Below are 21,008 nucleotides of genomic sequence, written 5' to 3'. Positions count from 1 at the left end.
TGGTTCCCGTCCAACGGTCATCCCGGATACCGAGCGATAATCGGGACATGCTTCCAGCTCAGTGGGCCTCCTAGATGCCGGCCGAATCCTCGCAGACCCTGGAGCGCGGCCTGCGCCTGCTGCGCCTGCTCGCCGACGGACGGCGGGGTCACACCCCCACGGAGCTGGCGGCGGAGCTGGAGCTGAGCCGCCCGGCGGTGTACCGGCTGCTCACCAGCCTCCAGAACGAGGGCTTCGTCCGCAGGGACGGTGGCGGACGCGTCCACCTGGGCTTCGGGGTCCTCGTCCTGGCCCGTGCCGTGCAACCGCTGCTGCGGGAGGGCGCTCTCCCCGCCCTGCGCGGGCTGGCCGAGGAGGTGGGGGCGACCGCGCACCTCACGGTGGCCGAAGGCGACGACGGCCTCGCCGTGGCGGTGGTCGAACCCTCCTGGACGAACATGCACGTCGCCTATCGCGAGGGCTCCCGCCACCCGCTGAGCCGGGGTGCGGCGGGACTGGCCATCCTCGCCCTGCGCGAGGGCCACACCGGCTATCTGCTCTCCGAGGGCCAGCTCCAGGAGGGGGCGAGAGGCATCGCCGCCCCGGTGACCGGTCTCCCCTGGCTGGAGGCGTCGGTGGGCGTGGTCGCCTTCACCCGGCTCGATCCGGACACCGTGGGGCCCCGGGTCGTCGCCGCCGCCGAGGAGCTGTCCGCCTCGCTGACCTGAGGTTTCCTCATCTCAGGTCAGCTAAACAATCAAATAAATAGACAAATGCGGACAAGAACGGCACAGAACCGGCAAGATGGCAAAATAGGATCTTCCTTCCCCTGCATCAGAGAAAGAGCAGGCCGTGTCCGACGAGACCTCCCCGCACGATGCCTCCACGATCAACTCCAGCGTGGCCCACTCCGCCCGCATCTGGAACTACTGGCTCGGCGGCAAGGACAACTACGCCATCGACCGCGAAATCGGCGACCAGTTCGTCGGTATTTTTCCTGACATCGTCGATATCGCTCGCTCGTCCAGGGCATTCCTCTCCCGCGCCGTCGAGTACATGGCCGGTGAGGGCGGGATCCGTCAGTTTCTCGACATCGGCACCGGGTTGCCCACCGTCGACAACACCCACCAGGTCGCCCAGCGGGTGGCCCCGGACGCGCGCATCGTCTACGTCGACAACGACCCCATGGTGCTCACGCACGCCCGCGCCCTGCTGACGGGCACCTCCGAGGGCGCGACCGAGTACATCGACTCCGACCTGCGCGACCCCGACAGGATCCTGGAGGCCGCCGGGAACACCCTGGACTTCGACAGGCCCGTCGGGCTGATGCTGATGAACATCCTGGGTCACATCACCGACATCGACGAGGGACGGGCGATCACCCGCCGCCTGCTCGCCGCCCTGCCCTCCGGCAGCTACCTGGCGGTGGCCGACGGCACCAACGTGATCCGGGGCGTGGAGTTCGAGAAGGCCATCGCCATCTGGAACGAGGCCGGCTCGGTCCCGTACACCCTCCGCAGTCCCGAGCAGATCGAGAGCTACTTCGAAGGGCTGGAAGTGGTGGAACCCGGCGTGGTCTCGTGCCCGCTCTGGCGTCCGGGGCCGTCGATCGTCGGCGGCCTCCGCGAGGTGGACGAGTTCTGCGCCGTGGGACGCAAGCCCTGAGCACGCCCTGCCCGAGCGAGCCCTGAGCACGCCCTGCCCCTCAGGGCCGCCGGACCGCGGGCGACCGGCCTTGACACGGGCGGCCCTGACACGTGGCACCTTCCGTGCCCCTCGGGGCCGCCGGACGACGGGCGACCGCGCCACGGGCGGCCCTGACACGTGGCACCCTCCGCCGGGTTCCGCCGAACCCACGGGTATGGTGAACGGCGGTGCGCCGGGAAGTCTGGTCGGCAGTGTCCGACCCGACCCCTGAAGCGGAGCTCACATGGGCAACACCTCTCCCGGCACGCCTCGCCTGTTCAGCCGCGGCTCGTGGGACGAGGCCCGCCGCATCGCCGACATCCTGCGCGGGGAGACCGTCGGCGGAGCGCTGCTGCTGGTCGGCGCGGTAGTCGCGATGATCTGGGCGAACTCCCCCTGGTCGGGCGCCTACGAGGCGCTGCGCGCCATCAGGATCGGGCCCGCGGCCCTGCACCTGGATCTGACCCTCGCCACCTGGGCCGCCGACGGGCTGTTGGCGATCTTCTTCTTCGTGGCCGGGCTGGAGCTCAAACGCGAGTTCGTCGCCGGCGACCTGCGCCAGGTGCGGCGGGCGGCGGTGCCGGTCGCGGCGGCGTTCGGCGGTGTGATCGTCCCGGCCGGGCTGTATCTGCTCGTCACCCTCTCCAGCGACGCGGCCGACTACGCGGGCAAGGGCTGGGCGATCCCGACGGCCACCGACATCGCCTTCGCGCTGGCCGTGCTCGCGGTCGTCGGCCGGTTCCTGCCCACGGCGCTGCGCACCTTCCTGCTCACCCTGGCCGTGGTCGACGACCTGCTCGCCATCGCCATCATCGCGCTCTTCTACACCGCGCACCTGTCGCTGCTGCCCCTGCTGGGCATGCTGGTGCCGCTGGCGATCTTCGCCCTGCTGGTGCGGCGCCGGGTGCGCGCCTGGTGGCTGCTACTACCGCTCGCCACCGTGACCTGGGCGCTGATGCACGCCTCGGGTGTGCACGCCACCGTCGCCGGGGTGCTGCTCGCCTTCACCGTGCCGGTCGTCCGCAGCGAGCGGGCCGGGGGCCCCAGCGCCGGACCCGGCCTGGCCGAGCACTTCGAGCACCGCATGCGACCGATCTCGGCCGGGGTGGCCGTGCCGATTTTCGCGTTCATGTCGGCGGGGGTGGCCATCGGCGGCCTGAGCGGCCTCGCCTCCGCCCTCACCGACCCGATCGCGGTGGGCATCGTCATCGGGCTCGTGGTCGGCAAGCCCATCGGGATCATGGCCGCGACCTGGCTGGTGTCCCGCTTCACCCACGCCGACCTGGACGAGAGCCTGAGCTGGGTGGACGTGGCCGGGCTCGCGATACTCGCCGGCATCGGCTTCACCGTCTCCCTCCTCATCGGGGAGCTGGCGTTCGGGGCCGGCAGCGAGAGTGACGCCCACGTCAAGGTGGCGGTCCTCACGGGCTCCCTCGTCGCGGCCCTGCTCGCGACACTCATCCTCCGCATGCGCAATCGCACCTACCGGCGCATCCACGAGGTCGAGACCGTCGACCGTGACGGTGACGGCATCCCCGACGCCTACCAGCAGCCCTGAGAGGACGCGCCTGCCGATGACACCCCGGAAGGCCGTACTCAAAAACGGCTCCGGGGCGCGTCCGGTGGGGCCATCGGGGCGAAACCGAGGTCGGCCAGCGCGGCCGCGCCACGGGCGGCGTGGCCGCCGCCGACGAGCACCAGGGTCCGCGCCGACTGATAGCGACAGCCGGCGGCGTCAAACGCGTCCGCCGTGGCGAGCAACCGCTCCCGGTCGTCGTCGAGCAGCGCCTGGGCCCGTTCCACGATGGCGGTGGCGACCGGGTTGCCGGCCACGACGGTCCGAGCCTCGGCCAGACGGTCGCGGGCATCGGAGCTCCCGGCGAGTACGGCGGCTTCGGCACTCAGCGCCACATACCAGTGCAGCCAGATCCAGGTGACCCACTGCCATACCTCGCCGGGCTCAGGCGCCAGCCGCTCCAGCGCCTGCGGTGCCCGCCCACGGTGGAGCAGGAGCATCGCGTCGAAGACCGCCCCGTAGCCGTGGGTATTGCCCGGTGAGGGGTCGAGACGATTCAGGACCGCGCTCCATTCACGCCAGGCGTCCTGGTCGTCGCGTAGGCCGTGGATCATCGCCACCGCGGCCGCCGACGGGCCGAGGACGGACCTGGCGGGGCTGCCGGCCTGCTGCCACGCGTCGAGGAACCGGACGCTGCCGGTGACCACCTCCTCGACGTTGCCCGCCATCGCGTCGGCCACAAGGAGCCAGCTCGTGGCACGATGGCCGACTTCCGCCAGCAGCGGATGATCCGCGAGTCGCCGCGCCCACCGGCGGGCCCCCGGCAGGTCGCCGGTGCCGAGGCCGGCCTCGGTGACCTCACCAAGTGCCTCGATCAGCTCGTGGGTACCGGCCGGGGTGTCCGGTGTGGACGAGAGCAGCATGATCCGGCGCCGGGCCGAGTCGGCGGCGGCGAACGGGTCGCCGGCCCAGCTCCGAGCACAGGTGAGCGTATCGAGCGCGGCGGACTCGGCGAGCGGGTCACCCGTGCGGTGAGCGAGTTCGACCGCTCGTTCGGCGCGTGCGATCGCCATGGGAATCGCGTTGTCGTTCACGCCCGGTGCGGCACCGATCTCGGTGAGCGCCCGTCCGGCCTCGGCCAACGCCACCGCGCCCTGGGCGGCCGGGTCGTCGCCGCCCAGCTCCCGCGCCCGGGTGATGAGCGTGATCACCTCTTCCGGTGGCAGCTTCCTGACGAACTTTCCGGAGAACCGGTAGGCGCCGGCGGCGGCGGTCGCCAGGTCACGGGCGGCGCCGGCGGTGTCACCGGCCCGGTCGGCGGCCTCCGCGGCCGCACGGTGCAGGCGGTACATGTCATCGCCGTGCATCCGGCAGCCGGCCACGGCCGCGGCGTGCCGGAGCATCGATGCCCCGGCGGCGGGGTCGTCGGCGAGCGCGGCGGCCTGCTCGTAGCGCCCCTGGGACTCGCCGATCAGGTGACGGACGAAGGTCAGCTCCGCCATGAACCGAGCGAGGCGGTACGCGTCCGCGCGCTGTTCCGGCCGGTCGGCCGCCCACGCCAGGGCGGCGCGTAGATCGTCCACCACCGCGTCGAATCGGGCCCGCCAGTCGGCTCGCACCACCGCCAGCTCGGCGGCCTTGGTCAGGCACCAGCGAACGTGCCGGGATCGGGCGTCGACCAGCTCACCGGCCTCGGCCAGCCGCTCCACCCCGTACTGACGGATGGTCTCCAACGCCCGGTACTTGGTCCCGCCCGGGGACCCCGTCACCACCAGCAGGCTCTGTTCGGCCAGGCGGGCCAGTCCCTCGGCGACGATGCCTTCCTCGCCCCCGGCCGCCTCCGCCGCCGCGGCAGCGGTGAACGGTGCCACGAACACCGACACCCGGCGCAGCAGCGCCCGGTCGGCCGGTTCCAGCAAAGCATGGCTCCAGTCCAGCGCCCCCCGCACCGAACGGTGCCGCTCGTCGGCACGGGAGCCACCGGTCAGCATCCGCAGCGGATGGGACAGGGCGGCGTTGATGCCGTCCAGCCCGAGCGTGGAACACCGGGCGGCGGCCAGTTCGATCGCCAGCGCCATCCCATCCAGCCGCTCACAGATCGAGGCGATCTGATCGCGCAGCGCGGGATCCAGTGACCGGCCCACCGCCGCCGCCCGTTCCCTGAACAACGCGACCGCGTCTGACTCACCGTCGACGGACAGCGACAGCGGCGGGACCGGATACACCCGTTCGAACGGCACCATCAGCCGTGCCTGGCTGGTCGCCAGCACCGTCATCCGAGGGCACGCCGCCAGCAGCCGCTCGAGAAACAGCGTCACCCCGTCCACCATGTGCTCGCAGTTGTCCAGCACCAGCAGCGCATGGCGGTCGGCCAGTGCGGCGAGCACGGATTCGGTCATGTCGCGGCCGGGCTGCTCACCGAGGCCGAGCGCCCCGGCGACCGCCGTGGCGATCAGGTCCGGATCGGTGACCGGAACCAGGTCGACGAACCACACCCCGTCGGCGTACTCGCCGGCCGCTTCCGCGGCCACCGCCAACGCCAGCCGCGTCTTGCCCACCCCGCCGGAACCGACCGCGGTCACCTGACGGTGTTCCTTGATCAGCTCGGCCAGCTCGGCCCGCTCGCTCACCCGGCCGACGAACGAGGTCAACGGGGCCGGCAGAACCGGTGCCGGGTGAGACGGGCCGACGCCGATCGGCTCGGACGCGCGGCGGGCGAGCGCCCGCCGATCCGGCACCTCCAGCTTGCGCAGCAGCGAGGAGACGTGACTCTCCACGGTGCGCACCGAGATGTGCAGCCGTGCCCCGATCTCGGCGTTGCTGAGATGGGCCCCGACCAGCTCCAGCACTTCGGCTTCCCGGGGCGATATGTCCGCTGCTGCAATCACTGTCACATATTGCCGCACCCCCTCCGTGCTCTCATCCGTGGTGGCCACCGGGCGCGATCCGTGCCGTCGATCCGTGGGCGGTTCCGTGGTCACCACGGATGTCGGCCGGGCAGGCCGGAGGCGAAGCTGTGAACACGCGAACAGCGGGTCGACGAGGCCCACGACCACAGGAGTGACCATGACCGGCTCTTCCGCCCAGGGAATCAAGACCGTGCTGCACCCGGTGTCCGACCTGGCCAAGGCCAAGACGGTGTATGCGGCCCTGCTCGGTGTCCCGCCCCAGGTTGACTCGTCCTACTACGTCGGCTTCGAGGTCGAGGGCCAGCACATCGGGCTGGTGCCGGGCGGTGGACCGCAGGGCATGACCTCGCCGGTGGCCTACTGGCACGTACCGGACATCGAGGCGAAGCTGGCCGAGGTGATCGCCGCGGGGGCCATCGTCCGGGAGGCCGCGCACGAGGTCGGCGGCGGACGCCTGGTGGCCACCGTCGTCGACCTCGACGGCAACGTCCTGGGGCTTCTGCAGGACCGTTGATCGCCGCCTGCCCCTGCCATGCCCGCCGCTTGGCGGCCGCCGACAAGACCACGAACCCACCTCGCTCGAAGGATCCGCCGAGGCGGGCGGCGAGACGACCTCGACGACGTCATCACGACCGAGGACCACAAGGTCCCTTCTCGAAATCCAGAAAATCAAGATCCTCCAGGAGGAGATCCGCCATGAGCAGCACCGAAGGCAGCACGTACGAGGGATTCACCGCCGAGGAGCGGGCCGCGATGAAGGACCATGCCCAGGAGCGGAAGACGGCGGCGCGCCGCAGCTCACGCGCGGACAAGGCGGCGCAGGACCAGCGGGACGTGCTCGCGAAGATCGCCGAAATGCAGGAATCGGACCGGATCCTGGCCCAGCGCGTCCATGCCGTCATCACCGCCGACGCCCCGGCCCTCGCGCCGAAGCTCTGGTACGGGATGCCCGCCTACGCGCTGAACGGCAAAATCGTGTGCCACTTCCAGAGCGCGGCCAAGTTCAAGACACGCTACGCGACGCTCGGGTTCAGCGACCAGGCGAACCTGGACGACGGCGCGATGTGGGCCGCTGGTTTCGCCCTGACCGAGGTGACGGCCGAGGTGGAGGCGCGGATCAGCGCGCTGGTGAAGCAGGCGGTGAGCTGAGGCTCGCCCGGGAATGTGCGCCCCGAATCGCGCCGGGTCGGGTCCGCACATCACCTCGCTCGAACGGCGTCGGCTCGCGTAGGTCACCGGGGCGGCGCCGGCAGAGGTGGGATTCCTACGGGACGGACACCCTGGGACGACGTTTGACATCTCCCATCCCCCTGACAGATGGTTGTTCGTATAAAGGACGTATGCGTCCTATAAACGGACAGAGCTGGGAGAAGCGGATGCCGTACTACCGGGTCGTAGGGGAGATCCCCCGCAAGCGGCACGTGCAGTTCCGGCGGCCCGACGGCGGGCTGTACGCCGAGGAACTGATGGGCGAGGAGGGGTTCTCCAGCGACTCGTCGCTGCTCTACCACCGCCACCTCCCCACGGCGATCGTCAAGGCCGAGGCCGTCGAGCCCGACGAGTCGCGAAACCTCACCCCCAACGTGCCGCTCTCCCCCCGCCACCTGCGTACCCAGGACCTCAAGCCCCAGGGGGACCTCGTCTCCGGGCGCGGGCTGATCGCGGGGAACGCCGACGTCCGCATGTCGTACGCCGCGAGCGAGGAACCCAGCGGGCTCTACCGCAACTCCATGGGCGACGAGTGCGTCTACATCGCGAGCGGGCAGGTCAGGTTCGAGTCGACATACGGGGCGATCGAGGCCGGGGAGGGTGACTACGTCGTCGTCCCCACCGGGACGATCCACCGGTGGGTGCCGAGGGGCCTCGTCACGGCGTTCACCATCGAGGCGGCCGGTCACATCCGGCCGCCCAAGCGCTACCTGTCCAAATACGGCCAGTTCCTGGAGCACGCCCCCTACTCCGAGCGCGACCTGCGCACCCCGCAGGAGCCCCTGATCACCGAGGGCGAGGAGGTGCCGGTGCTCGTCCGCACGCGCGGCGGGCTCACCCGGCTGGTCTACCGCGACCACCCGTTCGACGTGGTCGGCTGGGACGGCTGCCTCTACCCGTACGCGTTCAACATCAACGACTTCGAGCCGATCGTGAAGCGCACCCACGCCCCGCCGCCGGTGCACCAGACCTTCGAGGGTCCCAACTTCGTGATCTGCTCGTTCTGCCCCCGGCCGCTCGACTTCCACCCCGACGCGATCCCGATCCCGTACAACCACCACAACGTCGACTCCGACGAGCTGATGTTCTACGCGGGCGGCGACTACACGGCGCGCAAGGGATCGGGCATCGACGTCGGCTCGGTCTCCCTGCACCCGGCGGGGTTCACGCACGGGCCGCAGCCGGGCGCCGTCGAAGCCGTCATCGAGGCGGTCCGGCAGGGCCACACGCAGACGAGCGAGCTGGCCGTGATGGTCGACACCTTCCGCCCCCTCGACCTGGGTCGCGCCGGGCTTTCCGTGGAGGACCCCGCGTACGCGTGGACGTGGGCCCGTTGACGAACGCGGCCCCGGACCCGGAGCCGCCTCCGGACACGGCCCGAGGCCGGGACACGAACGCGGGAGCGTCCCCGGACGTGACCACGAACACGGATACGGTCTCCGGTCCGAGCGCGACCTCCGACCCGCCACGGGGTAGGGGCAGAACCATGAGCGTAGACGCGAGCACGGGAACGGGAACGGGCGCCGGCGTGGACGGTAGGGACGCGAGCGGTACGGGCGTGGACGGCACAGGTGTGAGCGGCACAGGTATGAGCGGTGTGGGCATGGGAACGGCGACGCTCTTCCGGGAGCTCGTCGACGACGCGGGGCTGTTCCCGCCGACCGGGCTGCCGATGGCGGAGGCCCTGGAACGCCACAGGAACGACCTGGCGGGCAACGACCCGGTGCTCACCCACCGGTTCCTCTGCCCGGCCGGACGCCTGGGGGAGCTCCGCGACCACCTCACCTTTCCCATCCGGCTCGGTCTGATCCTCGACACCCCCGACCTACCGCCGTTGGAGGACGTCGCCGTCGAGCTGGTCGAGGTGCGGCAGGCGCCGGGCGAGACCCCCGGAGCGGTGTGGGAGCGACTGGCCGGACGGCTGCCCGGCGACGCCCGGCTGTTCGTCGAGGTGTCCGCCGGCGACCATGCCTCCCTCGCCTCCCTGACCTCCCTGCCGCGCGACGGCGAGGGCCCCGGTCTGAAGTTCCGCTGCGGCGGGCTGACCGCGGGCGCCTTTCCCAGCGCCGCGGACCTGGGCGCCCTCATCGCGCACTGCGCGAGGCACGGCGTACCGTTCAAGGCGACCGCGGGGTTGCACAACGCGGTCCGCCACTTCGATCCCGCGCTCGGCGTCGACCGGCACGGATTCCTCAACCTGGTCCTCGCGGTCTGCGCGGCCGTGGAGGACCGCGACCCGGTGCCGGTGCTGAAGCTCACCGACGTCGGCGAGCTGGTACGGCTGGCACAGGCCGTGCCCGACGACACCTCGGCACGCGCCAGGGAGCTGCTGGTGTCGTACGGGTCGTGCGACACGCACACCCCGATCGAGGACCTGGTCGCCCTGGGCCTGATCGCCCGGCGCCCGCCCGCCCCCGCCGGCACGGCGCCCCACAACACCACCACCGCCACCGCCACCACCGGCACCGGCACCGGCACCGGCACCGGCACCGGCACCGGCACGGCCATCCCCGGAACGACCATCCCCGATACAGCGACCACCGGCGGAGCGGCCCACGGCATGGCCGCCCCCGACACAACAGAGGAGAACGTGTAATGGGTTGGGACCTGGAGAACCTGCCCTACGGAGTCTTCTCCCGTCATGAGGGAGAGACCCCTCGCGTCGGCGTCCGGTACGGAGACCACGTGGTCGACCTGGCCGGGGCGCTGCACGACGAGGTGTTCGCCACCGGATCGCTCAACGCCTTCATGTCCAGGGGCCCGGCCGCGTGGCGGGACACCCGGACCCTGATCCAGAACAAGCTGAGCACCGACCACGTGGTGGTGGAGCCGCACCTCATACCCCTCGACCAGGTCACCCTGCACCTGCCGATCGAGGTGGCCGACTACGTCGACTTCTACTGCTCGCTGGAGCACGCCTCCAACCTGGGCCGGATGTTCCGCCCCGACGAGGAGCCGCTCAAGCCGAACTGGCGTCACCTGCCGGTCGGCTACCACGGCAGGGCGGGGACGGTCGTGGTGTCCGGGACCCCGGTCACCCGACCTTCCGGGCAGCGCGGCGCGGGGGTCTTCGGCCCCTCCGCCAAGCTGGACATCGAGGCGGAGCTGGGATTCGTCGTCGGCGCGCCGACCGCCCTCGGGGAGCGGGCAGGACGGTTCGAGGACCACGTGTTCGGCGTGACCCTGGTCAACGACTGGAGTGCCCGCGACATCCAGGCGTGGGAGTACGTCCCGCTGGGCCCGTTCCTCGGCAAGTCCTTCGCCACCTCGATGTCTCCGTGGATCACCCCGCTCGCGGCCCTGTCGGAGGCGCGCGTCGAGGGCGGGCGGCAGGATCCCGAGCCGCTCGACTACCTGCGCCGCGAGGAGCCGTGGGGGCTCGACCTGCGGATGGAGGTCTCCGTGAACGGCGAGGTCGTCTCCCGTCCCCCGTACCGGGACATGTACTGGACGCCCGACCAGATGCTCGCCCACATGACCGTCAACGGCGCCGCCCTGCGCACCGGCGATCTCTACGCGAGCGGTACGGTCTCCGGCTCCGGGCCGGGCGAGCGCGGCTCGCTGATCGAGCTGACCTGGAACGGGACCGAGCCGCTGAAGCTGCCCGACGGCTCCGCCAGGACCTTCCTGGAGGACGGGGACACCGTCACGATCACCGCGACCGCTCCGGGACCCGGCGGGACCGTCATCACTCTGGGTGAGGTCTCCGGAAGGATCGAGCCCGCGCGGTAACCCGGCGATTCGAGGGAAGGGATGAGCCGAGGCGCTCGAAGTCGGCGGCCTGCGGGGAGAACCGGGCCTGTCCGCGACATGGCGAAAGGCATACGGTGAGCAAAGGAACCTACCTGACGTCCGGAACGTTGTACAAGTAGGACAGGAGGGTCGGAGCATGGAGTATTGGGTCATCTGGTTGATCTTGGCTGTGGCGCTTGGTGTCGCAGAGATACTCACCCTCACCACCGCTCTCGGCCTGCTCGGGGGCGCCGCCCTCATCACCTCCGTCGCCGCCGCGCTGGGGCTGCCGATCCCACTCCAACTCGTGGTGTTCGTCGCCTCCATGGCCGCCGGAGTGACCTTGGTCCGTCCCGTCGCCCAGCGCCACATCGCCAAGCTGCAACCCCGGAGCCAGCGCTTCGGGATCCAGGCGATCGTGGGCAGGTCCGCCTACGTCCTGAGCGAGGTGACCGGCAGGGACGGCCGGGTTCGGATCGGCGGCGAGGAGTGGTCCGCCAGGGCCTACGACGAGACTCTGGTGATCCCCGCCGGAGCGACCGTCGATGTCATCGAGATCGAAGGCGCGACCGCACTCGTGTATCCACGAGAGTGACGCCACGACCCCTCTGCCCGTACAGCCAGACCGCGGGAGTGCCGCCATAAATAAATCCACGTCGGGAGTGACGCCATGGATGCTCTACTCGTAGCCGGACTGCTCATCGCTTTGTTGGCGGTGTTCACCGTGATCCGTTCGGTGCGCATCGTCCCCCAGGCGCGAGCCCGCAACGTGGAACGACTCGGCCGCTATCACAGCACGCTGAAGCCCGGCCTGAACTTCGTGATCCCGTACATCGACCGGGTCTATCCGATGATCGACCTGCGTGAGCAGGTCGTCTCCTTCAGGCCCCAGCCGGTGATCACCGAGGACAACCTGGTCGTCGAGATCGACACGGTCCTGTACTTCCAGGTCACCGATCCCCGGGCCGCCGCGTACGAGATCGCCAACTACATCCAGGCCGTGGAGCAGCTCACGGTCACCACGCTGCGTAACGTCGTCGGCTCGCTCGACCTGGAGATGACGCTCACCTCGCGTGACACGATCAACAGCCAGCTGCGCGGAGTGCTCGACGAGGCGACCGGCAAGTGGGGCATCCGGGTCAACCGGGTGGAGATCAAGGCCATCGACCCGCCGAAGAGCATCAAGGAGGCGATGGAGAAGCAGATGCGCGCCGAGCGGGACAAGCGCGCCGCGATCCTCAACGCCGAAGGCCAGCGGCAGTCGCAGATCCTGACCGCCGAGGGTGACAAGCAGAGCGCGATCCTGCGGGCCGAGGGTGACCGGAGCGCCGCGATCCTCAAGGCCGAGGGTCAGTCGCAGGCCATCGACGAGGTCTTCCAGGCCGTGCACCGCAACGACCCCGACCCCAAGCTGCTGGCGTACCAGTATCTGCAGGTCCTGCCCGAGCTGGCCAAGGGCCCGAACAACACGTTCTGGGTCATCCCCAGCGAGGTCACCACCGCCATCCAGGGCGTCTCCAAGGCGTTCACCGAGGCGCTGCCGCAGTCGTCGGCCGTCCGCGAGACCCCCAGGGTGAACGAGGCGGCGGCCGAGGAGCGGAAGCAGGCCGAGCAGGCGGCCGCCGACGCGGTCGCCGAGGCCGCCGAGACCGATCTCGGTCCCCGCCAGCTCAACGCGCCTCCGGCGCCTCTCCCCGGCAACGGCCTCCTCGGAGCGGAGACGGAGTCGCAGCAGGAGCGTCACCTCCAGGAGGAGCACCGCCCCTGACCTCCGGAGGAGGGTTTCTCTTCCCGGTCCTCCTGCCCGGTGACCCGGGCGGGAGGACCTTTTTCATGGCCGAGGTTCGTAGGGCAACGATCACGACCGGTGTTCGTCGGCGCGGGCATCCGCGCCTGGCACCGGGTCGTCGCGGGGGTCGGTGACCTGGAAGTACGGGACCGTGTCGATCTCGACGACCAGGTTGTCCTCGGTGATCATCGGCTGGGGCCTGAAGGAGACGACCTGACCGGTGCTCCCGTCGAGATCTCGCGGTCGTACCCGTTTGTTCGGCCGGTTTAGGGAGAAATGTCTGGGTATCCCCCCGGGACCCGGGCGTGAAGCAACGCTGTGGGCGGGGTTAAGAAAACCGCGATGGACACCCCCGAAGGCGACCGGGCACAGTGCGTATGGTCGAAACCGAGGGGGAATCCGCGATGAAGGCACTGGTCAAGGAGAGGGCCGAGCCCGGTCTGTGGCTCGTCGACGTGCCGGAGCCGTCCGTCGGACCCGGCGAGGTGCTGATCAAGGTGTTGCGCACCGGGATCTGCGGCACGGATCTGCACATCCGGAGTTTCGACGCGTGGGCCCGGCAGACGCTGAACACGCCGCTCGTCATCGGCCACGAGTTCTGCGGCGAGGTCGTCGAGGTGGCGCCCGGCGTGGAGGACATCACCCGCGGCGACCTGGTGAGCGGCGAGGGGCACCTCGTCTGCGGCAAGTGCCGCAACTGCATGGCCGGTCGGCGGCACCTGTGCCGCAGCACGATCGGACTGGGGGTGAACCGCGACGGCGCCTTCGCCGAATATCTGACGCTCCCCGCCTCCAACGTCTGGGTGCACCGGGTCCCGGTCGACCTCGACGTGGCCGCGATCTTCGACCCGTTCGGCAACGCGGTGCACACCGCCCTCACGTTCCCGATGGTCGGCGAGGACGTGCTGATCTCCGGCGCCGGGCCGATCGGGCTGATGGCCGCCGCGGTCGCCACCCACGTGGGCGCCCGCAACGTGGTCGTCACCGACGTCAGCCCCGAGCGGCTGGAGCTGGCCCGCAAGCTCGGGGTCGCCCTCGCCCTGAACGTCGCGGAGACCTCCATACAAGAGGGCATGGACGGGCTGGGCATGCGCGAGGGCTTCGACGTGGGCCTGGAGATGTCCGGCAACCCGAAGGCGCTCCGCGACATGATCGCCTCCATGTCGCACGGCGGGAAGATCGCCATGCTAGGCCTGCCCGCCGAGGAGTTCGCCGTCGACTTCGCGACGGTCGTGACCTCGATGATCACCATCAAGGGCGTCTACGGCCGGGAGATGTACGAGACGTGGTACGCCATGTCCGTACTCCTGGAGAAGGGCCTCGACCTCACCCCCGTGATCACCGACCGCTTCTCCTACCGCGACTTCGACGCGGCCTTCGACACCGCCGCCGGAGGCAGGACCGGCAAGGTCATCCTGGATTGGACGGCCTGATGCCCGGCCCCCGCCGCGACCTCGGCGGAACCGGAAAGATCACCTCGGATTGGACGGCCTGATGTTCGACAACCTGCGCGACGACTTCCGTACGACCCTGAACGAGATCGCGGAAGCCGGGCTGCTCAAGCCCGAACGGGTCATCACCACCCCGCAGCGCGCCGACATCGCCGTGGCCGGCGGCGGTGAGGTGCTGAACTTCTGCGCCAACAACTACCTGGGTCTGGCCGACCATCCCGAGGTGGTCGCCGCCGCCAAGGAGGCCCTCGACCGCTGGGGCTTCGGCATGGCGTCCGTCCGCTTCATCTGCGGCACCCAGGAGGTGCACAAGGAGCTGGAGGCGCGGCTGTCGGACTTCCTCGGCCAGGAGGACACCGTCCTGTACAGCTCGTGCTTCGACGCCAACGGCGGCGTGTTCGAGACCCTGCTCGACGACCGGGACGCGGTGATCTCCGACGCGCTCAACCACGCGAGCGTCATCGACGGCATCCGCCTGTCCAAGGCCCGGCGCCTGCGCTACGCCAACCGTGACATGACCGAGCTGGAGGCGCGGCTCAAGGAGTCCGCCGACGCCCGGCGCAGGCTGATCGTCACCGACGGTGTCTTCTCCATGGACGGCTACGTCGCGCCGCTGGACGAGATCTGCGCCCTGGCGGAGCGGTACGGGGCGATGGTGATGGTCGACGACTCGCACGCCGTCGGTTTCGTCGGCGACAACGGCGGGGGCACCCCCGAGCTGCACGGCGTACGGGACAGGGTCGACATCCTCACCGGCACGCTCGGCAAGGCGCTCGGCGGGGCGAGCGGCGGCTACGTGGCGGCGCGCGGGGAGATCTGCGAGCTGCTCCGCCAGCGTTCGCGCCCCTACCTGTTCTCCAACTCCCTCGCCCCGGTGATCGCCGCCGCCTCGCTGCGCGTCCTCGACCTGATCAGCGGCTCGGACGAGGCACGGACGCGGCTGCGCGCCAACACCGAGCGGTTCCGCATCGGCATGATCGAGGCCGGATTCGACATCCTGCCCGGTGACCACCCCATCGTCCCGGTGATGATCGGCGACGCCGCCGAGGCCGCCGCGATGGCCGAACGCCTGCTGGAGCTGGGCGTCTACGTGATCGGCTTCTCCTACCCCGTCGTCCCGAAGGGCGAGGCCCGCATCCGGGTCCAGCTCTCGGCGGCCCACTCGTCCGAGGACGTCGACCGCGCGCTGGAGGCCTTCGCCACCGCCCGTGGCTGAACACCCGCGGTGGAGCTCACCGGCGAACACCCGCTGACGGGTGTTCTCCGCGGCCCGCGGGTAAAAACACCGCACCCGGCCCCGGACCCGGGGTGGCGCGCCCGGCCCCCTCCACCACACGTTCGTCTACCGGGGTGCCCGGCGAGTTCCCCGCCGGGCACCCCGAACGGGAGTCCGGGCATGGTGTGTTCAGGCGAACGCGAGGAACGCTCATGTGCTCTTCGCTGAAAATCGTCGTCCGCGTGGCGTGTGGCTTTCATGGCTGTGACCGGCATCGGCTGAATTAAGGTTATGTGTTGCCCGCGTAGCACGATGCGCCAGTGGTATGGGGCGCTCTCCCCCTTTCTTGGACAGTCAAGGTCGAGGAGAGACCGATGCCCCGCAGACATGCCACCATCATGGGATGTGTCCTGGCGGTCACCGCCCTTACCGCGACGACCGCCCCCGCCGTCGCCTGGCACCTGACGTCCGACGCCTCGGCCACCGTGTCCGCGACGAAACCACCAACGGGAATGCTCGCGGCCATGCAGCGCGATCTCCATCTCACCGCGGAGCAGGCCCAGGCCCGGTTGCTCAACGAGACCCGCCTGACGGAGATCGAGGCGCGGCTCCATAGAAGACTCGGTGACCGTTTCGCTGGTTCGTGGCTTACCGAACCCGTCGCGCAGACTCTTGTAGTGGCCACCACCACCCCCGCCGATCTTCCCCATATCCTCGCCGAGGGCGCCAGGGGCAAGGTGGTCGGCCTGTCGCTGGCGCAACTCAACGTGATCAAGAAGCAGACGGACGAGATCCTGTCCACTCACCCGTTCGCTGGAGGGCATGTGCGTTACGTCGACGTGCGGGCCAACCAGGTCGTCGTCCTGTCCGATGTGCCGTCGACGACCAGGGCCGTCCTCAAGGCCGCCGGCGTGAATTCGAGCGCGGTGCGGGTGCTCTCCTCCGCTGAGCGGCCCCAGCCCCTTTCCGATCTGGTGGGTGGCGAGGCTTATTACGTCGGTGCCACAACCCGTTGCTCGATCGGCTTCTCCGTGGTCCGCGGTCTTCAGAACGGTTTCGTCAGTGCCGGTCACTGTGGCACGGTGGGGATGACCACCAGCGCCAACGTCGACCGGGGCCCTCAGGGGATCTTCCAGGCATCGCTGTTCCCGTCCCGCGACTTCTCTTGGATCGCGGTGAACGGCGACTGGACCCCCAGGCCGTGGGTGAGCAGCGGCGCGGGCGAGACGGTGGACGTCGCCGGCTCCAGAGTGGCCATCGAGGGGGCGTCGGTCTGCCGGTCCGGCTCCACCACCGGCTGGCACTGCGGAACCATCCGGCAACTCAACGCCAGCATCGCCTACCCCCAGGGCACCGTCTCCGGACTGACCCGGACCAACGTCTGCGCCGAACCCGGCGACTCCGGCGGCTCCTTCATCTCCATCGACCAGGCCCAGGGCGTCACCTCCGGCGGCTCCGGCGACTGCAACTCCGGCGGCGTCACCTACTTCCAGCCGGTCAACGAGATCCTCACCACCTACGGCCTGTCCCTGGTGACCACCAATGGCAATCCTCCGCCTCCGAGCACGGGCACCTGCACCGGCTACCCGCACACCGCCGACGGCCGGCTGATCGCTGGGAAGCCCGCTCACCAGGCGATCTATCACCGGTCGACCGCCGACGGCCCCCACTTCGCCTGCCTGGCCGGTACCATCGGCACCGACTTCGACCTCTATCTGCAGAAGCAGGAGGGCCAGGCCTGGGTCACCGTCGCCGCCTCCAATGGGCCGACCTCCAACGAGAAGATCGACTACACCGGCACGGCCGGTTACTACCGATACCGCGTAATCTCCTCCAGCGGCTCCGGCGCCTACCTTCTGGGGTACAAGGCACCGTGACCTGCCCGGTGGCCTTCGCTGGAAATCGTTGTCCGGCGTGGCGTATGGCTTATGTGGCTGTGACCGGCATCGGCTGAATTAAGGTTACGTGTTGCCCACGTAGCACGATGAGCCAGTGGTATGGGGCGCTCTCCCCCTTTCTTGGACAGTCAAGGTCGAGGAGAGACCGATGCCCCGCAGATATGCCGCCATCATGGGATGCGTCCTGGCGACCACTTTTACCGCGACGGCCGTCCCTGCCGCCGCCCGGCCCCTGACGACCGGCGTCGCAACCACCGCGACCACGATGAAACCACCGCCGGGAATGCTCGCGGCCATGCAACGCGACCTCCATCTCACCGCGGAGCAGGCCCAGGCCCGACTGCTCAACGAGACCCGCCTGGCGCCGGTCGAGGCACAACTCCGCGCGAAGCTCGGTGACCGTTTCGGCGGTTCCTGGTTCACCGGAACCGTCGCGCAGACCCTCGTGGTAACCACCACCACCCCCGCCGATCTTCCCGACATCATCGCCGCGGGCGCACGGGGTGAGGTGGTCACCCGGTCGCTCCCGGACCTCCACAAGGCCTTGGCGATCACTGACGCGTCTCTGTCCACTGCCGGGGGAAAAGTGCGCTTCATCGATGTGAAGAGCAACAGGATCGTCATCCTCACCTCGGATCTTTTAGCCACTGAGGATGAGATAGAGGCCAGCGGTGTGGGCGCGAACGCCGTGCAGGCGGTGCACTCCGCCGAGAGCCCACGGCTCCTTTACGACGTGGTGGGCGGCGACGCCTACTACATCGGCACCACGTCCCGCTGCTCGGTCGGGTTCTCCGTGACCAAGGGGACCCAGAACGCTTTCGTCAGCGCCGGTCACTGCGGTGCGCAGGGCAAGGCCACCACCGGCTTCAACCGGGTGTTGCAGGGTGTCTTCCAGGGGTCGACCTTCCCGGACAGCGACTTCGCCTGGGTTTCCGTGAACGACGGCTGGACGCCCAGGCCGTGGGTGAGCAACGGCGCGGGCGAGACGGTGGACGTCGCCGGCTCCAGAGTGGCCATCGAGGGGGCGTCGGTCTGCCGGTCCGGCTCCACCACCGGCTGGCACTGCGGAACCATCCAGCAACTCAACACCAGCGTCACCTACTCCCAGGGCACCGTCTCCGGACTGACCCGGACCAACGTCTGCGCCGAACCCGGCGACTCCGGCGGCTCCTTCATCTCCATCGACCAGGCCCAGGGTGTCACCTCCGGCGGCTCCGGCGACTGCGCCTCCGGCGGCGTCACCTACTTCCAGCCGATCGGCGAGATCCTCACCACCTACGGCCTGACCCTGACGACCACCGCCAACCCGTCTGGCACGGGCGCGAACACCTGCACCGGCTACCCGCGCATCGCCGAGGACTCGCTGACCGTAGGTAGTTCCGCCTATCAACCGCGCGGTCGTCGCTATTACTCGGCCTTCGGCGGCGTCCACTCCGGTTGCCTGAACGCCAACGACAACACCGATTTCGATCTCTATTTGCAGAAGTGGAACAACCGGGCCTGGGTCACCGTCGCCGCCTCGGAAAGCCCGCACCCCGACGAGAGGATCGACTACACCGGCACGGCCGGTTACTACCGATACCGCGTGGTCTCCTCCAGCGGCTCCGGCCCTTACAGCCTGGAATACAGGATGCCGCAACGCGCCCAAGTCTCACCTCCTGCCGCTCCGACCTTTTCCCGGTGACCCGACCGCCGAGGTCTACGGCATCGACGGGGTGGCGGGAGGTCCGGGACGGTCGAGGACCCGATCGACGGTGTCCCTCGCCGGGCCCCGGAATGCTCCGGCGAGCATCGCCGGAGTCGCACCCGCGTGGCGTGTGGCTTCCGTGGCCGCGACCGACAACAGCTGAATTAAGGTTGTGCTGCCCGCACCGCATGATCAACCGATGGTGTGAGGCGCTCCCCCCTCTTTCTTGGATAGTCAAGGTCGAGGAGAGACCGATGCCCCGCAGATATGCCGCCATCATGGGATGCGTCCTGGCGACCACTTTTACCGCGACGGCCGTCCCTGCCGCCGCCCGGCCCCTGACGACCGGCGTCGCAACCACCGCGACCACGATGAAACCACCGCCGGGAATGCTCGCGGCCATGCAACGCGACCTCCATCTCACCGCGGAGCAGGCCCAGGCCCGACTGCTCAACGAGACCCGCCTGGCGCCGGTCGAGGCACAACTCCGCGAAGAACTCGGCGCCGACTTCGGCGGTTCCTGGTTCACCGGAGACCTCGCACAGAATCTCGTGGTGGCCACCACCGATAAAGAACACACTCCCCAGATCGTCACCAGGGGTGCCCGCGCCGAGATCGTCGGCCGGTCGTTGGCGCAACTCAACTCGACCCTCCAGACGGTCGAGACGGCCCTGTCCGCCCACTCGGGCGGGCCGGTGCGCTATGTCAACGTGCGGACCAACCAGGTCGTCGTCCTGTCCGATGTGCCGTCAACGACCCAGGACGCCATCGAGGCCAGCGACGTGGACCCGGTCGCGGTGCGGGTGGTGTCATCCATCGAACGACCCCAGCTCCTGTCCGACCTGGTGGGCGGCAACGCTTACTACATCGGCGCCTCGGAGCGCTGTTCGATCGGGTTCTCCGTGACCAAGGGGACCCAGAACGCTTTCGTCAGCGCCGGTCACTGCGGCGCCAAGGGCGCCACCACCACTGGCTTCAACCAAGCCGACCAAGGTGTCTTCCAGGGGTCGACCTTCCCGGACAGCGACTTCGCCTGGGTCGCCGTGAACAACAACTGGACCCCCAGGCCGTGGGTGAGCAACGGCGCGGGCGAGACGGTGAACGTCGCCGGCTCCAGAGTGGCCATCGAGGGGGCGTCGGTCTGCCGGTCCGGCTCCACCACCGGCTGGCACTGCGGAACCATCCAGCAACTCAACGCCAGCGTCACCTACCCCCAGGGCACCGTCTCCGGACTGACCCGGACCAACGTCTGCGCCGAACCCGGCGACTCCGGCGGCTCCTTCATCTCCATCGACCAGGCCCAGGGCGTCACCTCCGGCGGCTCCGGCGACTGCAACTCCGGCGGCGTCACCTACTTCCAGCCGATCGGCGAGATCCTCACCACCTACGGCCTGACCCTGACGACCAGCAGCGGATCCACCCCGCCCCCACCGCCACCGGCGGCCCCTGGCACGTGCACCGGCTATTCGAGGACCGTCACCGGCACGCTGGCCAATGGTCAGTCCGTCTATCAGCCGAACAACCGCTACTACCAGTCGACCGCCGACGGCATTCACTCCGCCTGCCTGGCCGGCAGCGGCAGCGTCGACTTCGACCTCTACCTGCAGAAGTGGAACAACCAGAGCTGGGTCACCGTCGCCACCTCGGAAAGCCCGACCCCCAACGAGAAGATCACTTATACCGGCACGGCCGGCTACTACCGATACCGCATAGTCTCCTTCAGCGGCTCCGGCGCCTACACCCTGGGATACAACGCGCCATAACCCGCGTCCCAAGAAGGTGATTCCGGGCTGTGGATGACGAAACAAGCCGGAAACAGGGCGGAGTTTCGGGGGGGGGGGGGGGGGGGTTTTTTTTGTCCCCCCCCCCCCCCCCCCCGCGACGGGGCGGGGGGGGGGGGGCCGGGACGCGGCGGGGGGTGGTCCGGGGGGGTCGA

16 protein-coding genes are annotated in these 21,008 nt (G+C 69.6%); 15 read left to right on the top strand and 1 reads right to left on the bottom strand.

Going from position 1 to position 21,008, the window contains the following annotated elements:
- Positions 1 to 74: 74 nt before the first annotated feature.
- The 3 genes from ACFY3V_RS31920 to nhaA all read left to right on the top strand — a co-directional run bounded on the left by ACFY3V_RS31920 (position 75) and on the right by nhaA (position 3,223).
- Complete coding sequence (locus ACFY3V_RS31920) at positions 75 to 707, top strand: helix-turn-helix domain-containing protein (protein WP_362904904.1); 633 nt, start codon at positions 75 to 77, stop codon at positions 705 to 707.
- 124 nt (positions 708 to 831) lie between these two features.
- A complete protein-coding gene (locus ACFY3V_RS31915; RefSeq protein WP_362904906.1) occupies positions 832 to 1,644 on the top strand; it encodes an SAM-dependent methyltransferase in 813 nt (270 codons plus the stop codon).
- A 265-nt stretch (positions 1,645 to 1,909) separates the two neighbouring features.
- The gene (nhaA, locus tag ACFY3V_RS31910) at positions 1,910 to 3,223 is read left to right on the top strand and encodes a Na+/H+ antiporter NhaA (RefSeq protein WP_389778638.1); all 1,314 of its coding nucleotides are present in this window, start codon (positions 1,910 to 1,912) and stop codon (positions 3,221 to 3,223) included.
- A gap of 38 nt (positions 3,224 to 3,261) precedes the next feature.
- On the opposite strand, the gene ACFY3V_RS31905 is transcribed toward nhaA, so the two are convergent.
- Positions 3,262 to 6,069: a LuxR C-terminal-related transcriptional regulator gene (locus ACFY3V_RS31905; RefSeq protein WP_362904910.1), complete on the bottom strand. Its 2,808-nt coding sequence runs from the start codon at positions 6,067 to 6,069 to the stop codon at positions 3,262 to 3,264.
- A 178-nt stretch (positions 6,070 to 6,247) separates the two neighbouring features.
- Between ACFY3V_RS31905 and ACFY3V_RS31900 the strand changes: the two genes are divergently transcribed.
- The 12 genes from ACFY3V_RS31900 to ACFY3V_RS31845 all read left to right on the top strand — a co-directional run bounded on the left by ACFY3V_RS31900 (position 6,248) and on the right by ACFY3V_RS31845 (position 20,835).
- Positions 6,248 to 6,604 carry a VOC family protein gene (locus ACFY3V_RS31900; protein WP_362904912.1) on the top strand — a complete coding sequence of 119 codons (357 nt, stop codon included), beginning with the start codon at positions 6,248 to 6,250 and terminating at the stop codon, positions 6,602 to 6,604.
- Between the two features lie 182 nt (positions 6,605 to 6,786).
- Positions 6,787 to 7,239 carry a DUF1801 domain-containing protein gene (locus tag ACFY3V_RS31895; RefSeq protein ID WP_362904914.1) on the top strand — a complete coding sequence of 151 codons (453 nt, stop codon included), beginning with the start codon at positions 6,787 to 6,789 and terminating at the stop codon, positions 7,237 to 7,239.
- Between the two features lie 227 nt (positions 7,240 to 7,466).
- Positions 7,467 to 8,636, top strand: coding sequence for a homogentisate 1,2-dioxygenase domain-containing protein (locus ACFY3V_RS31890; RefSeq protein WP_362904926.1), 1,170 nt, complete (start codon positions 7,467 to 7,469; stop codon positions 8,634 to 8,636).
- 149 nt (positions 8,637 to 8,785) lie between these two features.
- Positions 8,786 to 9,895 (top strand): hypothetical protein, encoded by a 1,110-nt coding sequence (locus ACFY3V_RS31885; RefSeq protein ID WP_389778635.1) that lies wholly within the window; start codon positions 8,786 to 8,788, stop codon positions 9,893 to 9,895.
- Positions 9,895 to 11,031 carry a fumarylacetoacetase gene (gene fahA / locus ACFY3V_RS31880; protein WP_389778633.1) on the top strand — a complete coding sequence of 379 codons (1,137 nt, stop codon included), beginning with the start codon at positions 9,895 to 9,897 and terminating at the stop codon, positions 11,029 to 11,031. The genes ACFY3V_RS31885 and fahA overlap by 1 nt, the downstream gene beginning before the upstream one ends.
- Positions 11,032 to 11,188: 157 nt before the next feature.
- The gene (locus ACFY3V_RS31875; RefSeq protein WP_350945720.1) at positions 11,189 to 11,626 is read left to right on the top strand and encodes an NfeD family protein; all 438 of its coding nucleotides are present in this window, start codon (positions 11,189 to 11,191) and stop codon (positions 11,624 to 11,626) included.
- Between the two features lie 75 nt (positions 11,627 to 11,701).
- Complete coding sequence (locus ACFY3V_RS31870) at positions 11,702 to 12,799, top strand: SPFH domain-containing protein (RefSeq protein WP_362904919.1); 1,098 nt, start codon at positions 11,702 to 11,704, stop codon at positions 12,797 to 12,799.
- A 425-nt stretch (positions 12,800 to 13,224) separates the two neighbouring features.
- Positions 13,225 to 14,253, top strand: coding sequence for an L-threonine 3-dehydrogenase (gene tdh, locus ACFY3V_RS31865; protein WP_362904921.1), 1,029 nt, complete (start codon positions 13,225 to 13,227; stop codon positions 14,251 to 14,253).
- A gap of 61 nt (positions 14,254 to 14,314) precedes the next feature.
- Positions 14,315 to 15,487: a glycine C-acetyltransferase gene (locus ACFY3V_RS31860; protein ID WP_362904928.1), complete on the top strand. Its 1,173-nt coding sequence runs from the start codon at positions 14,315 to 14,317 to the stop codon at positions 15,485 to 15,487.
- Between the two features lie 374 nt (positions 15,488 to 15,861).
- On the top strand, positions 15,862 to 17,364 hold the full coding sequence (locus ACFY3V_RS31855; protein ID WP_389778630.1) for a S1 family peptidase: 1,503 nt from the start codon (positions 15,862 to 15,864) through the stop codon (positions 17,362 to 17,364).
- Positions 17,365 to 17,533: 169 nt separating this feature from the next.
- Complete coding sequence (locus ACFY3V_RS31850; protein ID WP_389778628.1) at positions 17,534 to 19,069, top strand: S1 family peptidase; 1,536 nt, start codon at positions 17,534 to 17,536, stop codon at positions 19,067 to 19,069.
- A 257-nt stretch (positions 19,070 to 19,326) separates the two neighbouring features.
- Positions 19,327 to 20,835, top strand: coding sequence for a S1 family peptidase (locus ACFY3V_RS31845; protein ID WP_350945726.1), 1,509 nt, complete (start codon positions 19,327 to 19,329; stop codon positions 20,833 to 20,835).
- The last annotated feature ends 173 nt before the right edge of the window (positions 20,836 to 21,008 follow it).

Source organism: Streptosporangium sp. NPDC000095, from assembly GCF_042899335.1.
Classification (GTDB): Bacteria; Actinomycetota; Actinomycetes; order Streptosporangiales; family Streptosporangiaceae; genus Streptosporangium.
The sequence above is the reverse complement of the archived record's forward strand: the minus strand, read 5'-3'. Positions and strand labels throughout refer to the sequence as shown.

What these genes read in the sequence shown, in the direction of transcription:
- ACFY3V_RS31920 (WP_362904904.1), top strand. Translation starts at nt 75, where the DNA reads ATGCCGGCCGAATCCTCGCAGACCCTGGAGCGCGGCCTGCGCCTGCTG.
- nhaA (WP_389778638.1), top strand. Translation starts at nt 1,910, where the DNA reads ATGGGCAACACCTCTCCCGGCACGCCTCGCCTGTTCAGCCGCGGCTCG.
- ACFY3V_RS31900 (WP_362904912.1), top strand. Translation starts at nt 6,248, where the DNA reads ATGACCGGCTCTTCCGCCCAGGGAATCAAGACCGTGCTGCACCCGGTG.
- ACFY3V_RS31895 (WP_362904914.1), top strand. Translation starts at nt 6,787, where the DNA reads ATGAGCAGCACCGAAGGCAGCACGTACGAGGGATTCACCGCCGAGGAG.
- ACFY3V_RS31890 (WP_362904926.1), top strand. Translation starts at nt 7,467, where the DNA reads ATGCCGTACTACCGGGTCGTAGGGGAGATCCCCCGCAAGCGGCACGTG.
- ACFY3V_RS31885 (WP_389778635.1), top strand. Translation starts at nt 8,786, where the DNA reads ATGAGCGTAGACGCGAGCACGGGAACGGGAACGGGCGCCGGCGTGGAC.
- fahA (WP_389778633.1), top strand. Translation starts at nt 9,895, where the DNA reads ATGGGTTGGGACCTGGAGAACCTGCCCTACGGAGTCTTCTCCCGTCAT.
- ACFY3V_RS31875 (WP_350945720.1), top strand. Translation starts at nt 11,189, where the DNA reads ATGGAGTATTGGGTCATCTGGTTGATCTTGGCTGTGGCGCTTGGTGTC.
- ACFY3V_RS31870 (WP_362904919.1), top strand. Translation starts at nt 11,702, where the DNA reads ATGGATGCTCTACTCGTAGCCGGACTGCTCATCGCTTTGTTGGCGGTG.
- tdh (WP_362904921.1), top strand. Translation starts at nt 13,225, where the DNA reads ATGAAGGCACTGGTCAAGGAGAGGGCCGAGCCCGGTCTGTGGCTCGTC.
- ACFY3V_RS31860 (WP_362904928.1), top strand. Translation starts at nt 14,315, where the DNA reads ATGTTCGACAACCTGCGCGACGACTTCCGTACGACCCTGAACGAGATC.
- ACFY3V_RS31855 (WP_389778630.1), top strand. Translation starts at nt 15,862, where the DNA reads ATGCCCCGCAGACATGCCACCATCATGGGATGTGTCCTGGCGGTCACC.
- ACFY3V_RS31850 (WP_389778628.1), top strand. Translation starts at nt 17,534, where the DNA reads ATGCCCCGCAGATATGCCGCCATCATGGGATGCGTCCTGGCGACCACT.
- ACFY3V_RS31845 (WP_350945726.1), top strand. Translation starts at nt 19,327, where the DNA reads ATGCCCCGCAGATATGCCGCCATCATGGGATGCGTCCTGGCGACCACT.